The following is a 3,150-nucleotide window of genomic DNA, read 5'->3' as shown; positions in this document are numbered from 1 at the left end:
CTATCCGTTAACCGGCTCTCCGGGGACACGGTTCGGGCTGCAGCGTGAGGTTCACGCACAAGCGCTGAGCACGGATGGATGCTGTCTGCATCTCGGTGGGGGAAGGCGGAGCGGCGATGCGGGTACTCAAGAGCGACAGCGGATATGTCCTGGAGGGCGACTGGGACGGGCAGGACGCGGTGAACGCGTTTCTCAACCATTTGGCGGGACGGGGGTTCAGCGCGGCCACGGTGCGGGCCTACGCATTCGACGTCGCCAATTTGAGCCGGTTCCTCGTCCAGCAAGCGGTCGGGCTCGCCGCGGTCGATGCGCCGTTGGTGTTCGACTGGATCGACTGGCAAGGCGTCCGCCGAACGGACCAGCCCACCGGCGGTCACCGCTCGTCGACCCCGCCGGCAGCTTCGACGGTGAACCGCCGGGTCGCGGCAGTGCGCGCGTTATTCGAGTATCTGGTGATGACCGGTGTCTGCACCGACAATCCGGTGCCGTCGCCGCGGCGGGGACAGGGGCTGCGCCAGTCGCAGCGGGGGTTGCTCGGTCATCTGGGTCCCGGGCGTGCACGCAGTGGCGGTAGGTTGGTGCGTCAGCCGCAGCGTCTTCCGGAATCGTTGTCCACCAACGATGTCGACGCGTTCCTGGCGACACTGGCAACGCACCGGGACCGGGCGATGGTGCTGGTGATGCTACTCGGAGGGCTGCGTTCGGCCGAGGCGCGTGGCCTGCTGCTCGCCGACGTCGATATGGGCCGGCGCCGGCTTCGGGTGATCGGCAAGGGCGGCAAGGAACGTCATGTCCCGGTCGATGCGGCGTTCTTCACCGAGCTCGCCGCCTACCTGCGATGGGAGCGGCCGCCGGGGTTGGCGACGCCGCAGTGCTTCGTAGTGCTGCGCGGCCCGACGACCGGTGCACCGGTCAGCGAGGCCGGGCTGCGCAGCCTGTTCCGTCGGCACCGGGAGACCTCTGGCGCCACAAGAGTCCGCCCGCACCGTTTACGGCATACCTACGGCACCGAATTGTCGGCGGCCGGAATCGATCTGCTGGCGTTGCGGGCGTTGATGGGGCATGTCTCGCCGGAGACCACGGCCCGCTACGTGCATTTGTCGATCGAGCAGCTCGCCGCCGAATACGGTGCTGCTCGTGCGACGTTGGCCGGAGCCCGGCAGTGACCACGGTGTTGGTCGGCCAACCCGTAGGCGCCGACGAGGTGGTGGCGGATTATCTCGACCACGTCGCCACCCTGGGTTTGAGCGGGCGGGCGGTACGCGACCGGATTCGGATCGCTCGCGACTTCACCGCACGCCACCGCGACCTGCACGCCTGGATGACGCTGCCGGCAGCCGAGCGGATCGCCGAGATACGGGACACCGGGGCGTGGCCGCTGATCTGTCACACGATCGGCACCGGCCGGTTACGGCTGGACGTCGAGCTGGCCGCGGTCAAACAGTTGACCGGGCTGGGCCGCGCAGTGGAGGACCGGGATCCGAGCGGATTCGCCGCGTTGCGGAATGCGGGAATTCGGTTGGGCTGGAGGAGTTCCTGGGTCGAGACGGTCCTCGGCGAATGTCTGGCGGTAGTGCTGGCACACCACGGCGGAATGGTCGCCGACCTGACCGGCGACGCGCTCGACGACTTCGACGCCGCGCTGTCACGTACCGTGGTGCCGCCATCGTCGCGGCGGGCATACAGGGGGCGGCTGGCCAGCCTGCGGCAGCTGTTGTTCGAGACCGCGGTCATCGACACCGCGCCGAAACGCCGGCGGTGGGCCCGTAGCCTCGAGCAGCGCTTCACCGAGGTGGAGATGCCCGACCCGATCCGTCAGACGTTGCTGCGCTACATCGGCGTGCGCGCGGCGGTGCTGCGGCCCAAATCGGTCGAGTCGCTGATCAACGACCTGCTGCCCTTCGCCGAATACCTCACCGCTCACCATCCCGACGTCATCAGCCTGCGTGAACTCGACCGGAGCTGCATCGAGGGCTACCTGAAATGGAATCGCACCCGGGGCTGGCGTGGTCAGCGCGCCGCCGCGGGCGCCGGGCGCACCGTCTCGGCCGCGGTGGCCCAGTCGGCAGTGCTCAGTCTGCGCAACCTGCTCGACGACATCACCGCCTGGGGCTGGGCGCAGGCCCCACCACGGCGGTTGGTATTCGCCGCCGACGTCCCCAAACTCGACCAGCCGTTGCCACGCGCGCTAGCACCCGATGTGGACGCGGCAGTGATGAACGCCGTTGCCCACCTGCAGGATCCGTTCGCCCGCATCGGCCTGACCGTGCTGCGTGGTGCCGGCCTGCGGGCGGGGGAACTGCTCGACCTCGAACTGGGCAGCATCATCGACTACGGACCGGCCGGAACCTGGCTGAAGGTGCCACTGGGCAAGCTCGCCACCGAACGCATGGTCCCGCTCTCCGCCGCGACCCTCGCCGCGCTCGACGAGTGGGTCGCCCTCCGCGGCACGCACCGGCCGCTGCCGCACCCACGCACCGGCGTGCTCACCGACTTTCTGTTCACCCGGCACGGACGCCGCCTGGGCTACACCCGGCTGCGCAACGGGCTGCTCACCGCCGCTGAATCCGCCGGGTTGCACCGTCCCGACGGCGGCGTCCTGATGGTCACTCCACATCAGTTGCGCCACACCTGGGCCACCGAACTCGCCAACGCCGGGATGAGTCTGCAGGCCTTGATGTCCTTACTCGGGCACGTCACTCCACAAATGACGATCCGCTACGCCACCCTGGCCTCGCCCACCCTGCGCGCGGCCTACGACGAAGCGATGGGCAAGATGCGCCGCCAGTTCACCCTCACCCCGGTCGGCAAACCGATCCTGCCCGACAAGGTCGGCTGGCTGCACAGTGAAATGCTGAAAACCCGCGTTGCACACGGATACTGCGCTCGCCACGAATCCGCGGGCGCGTGCCCTTATGCCAACATCTGCGAAACCTGCGACAACTACGTCACCGCCCCCGAATTCCGCGACACGCTCACCGACCAACTCGCCGACGTCCAGGCCCTCAGAACCGACGCCGAGTGCCGCGGCTGGACCGACGAAGCCGCCCGCCACGACCGCGTCGCCCACGCCCTTACCGACCACCTCCAGCGCCTCGATCGATGAACATCCCACCCCGACGGGTTGACCCGCCCCCGAGGGCCGGATAA

General features: G+C 68.7%; 2 protein-coding genes. Both read left to right on the top strand.

Annotated features, from left to right (window positions below; translation table 11 throughout):
- Positions 1 to 116 precede the first annotated feature (116 nt).
- Positions 117 to 1,166: a tyrosine-type recombinase/integrase gene (locus tag AWC14_RS08935; RefSeq protein ID WP_007172498.1), complete on the top strand. Its 1,050-nt coding sequence runs from the start codon at positions 117 to 119 to the stop codon at positions 1,164 to 1,166.
- Positions 1,163 to 3,106 carry a tyrosine-type recombinase/integrase gene (locus tag AWC14_RS08930; RefSeq protein WP_007172497.1) on the top strand — a complete coding sequence of 648 codons (1,944 nt, stop codon included), beginning with the start codon at positions 1,163 to 1,165 and terminating at the stop codon, positions 3,104 to 3,106. Before AWC14_RS08935 ends, AWC14_RS08930 begins: the two co-directional genes overlap by 4 nt.
- Positions 3,107 to 3,150: the final 44 nt, after the last annotated feature.

Source organism: Mycobacterium kyorinense, assembly GCF_002101735.1.
Lineage (GTDB): Bacteria > Actinomycetota > Actinomycetes > Mycobacteriales > Mycobacteriaceae > Mycobacterium > Mycobacterium kyorinense.
Note: the sequence above shows the minus strand (reverse complement) of the source record. Positions and strands in the feature narration are given on the sequence as shown.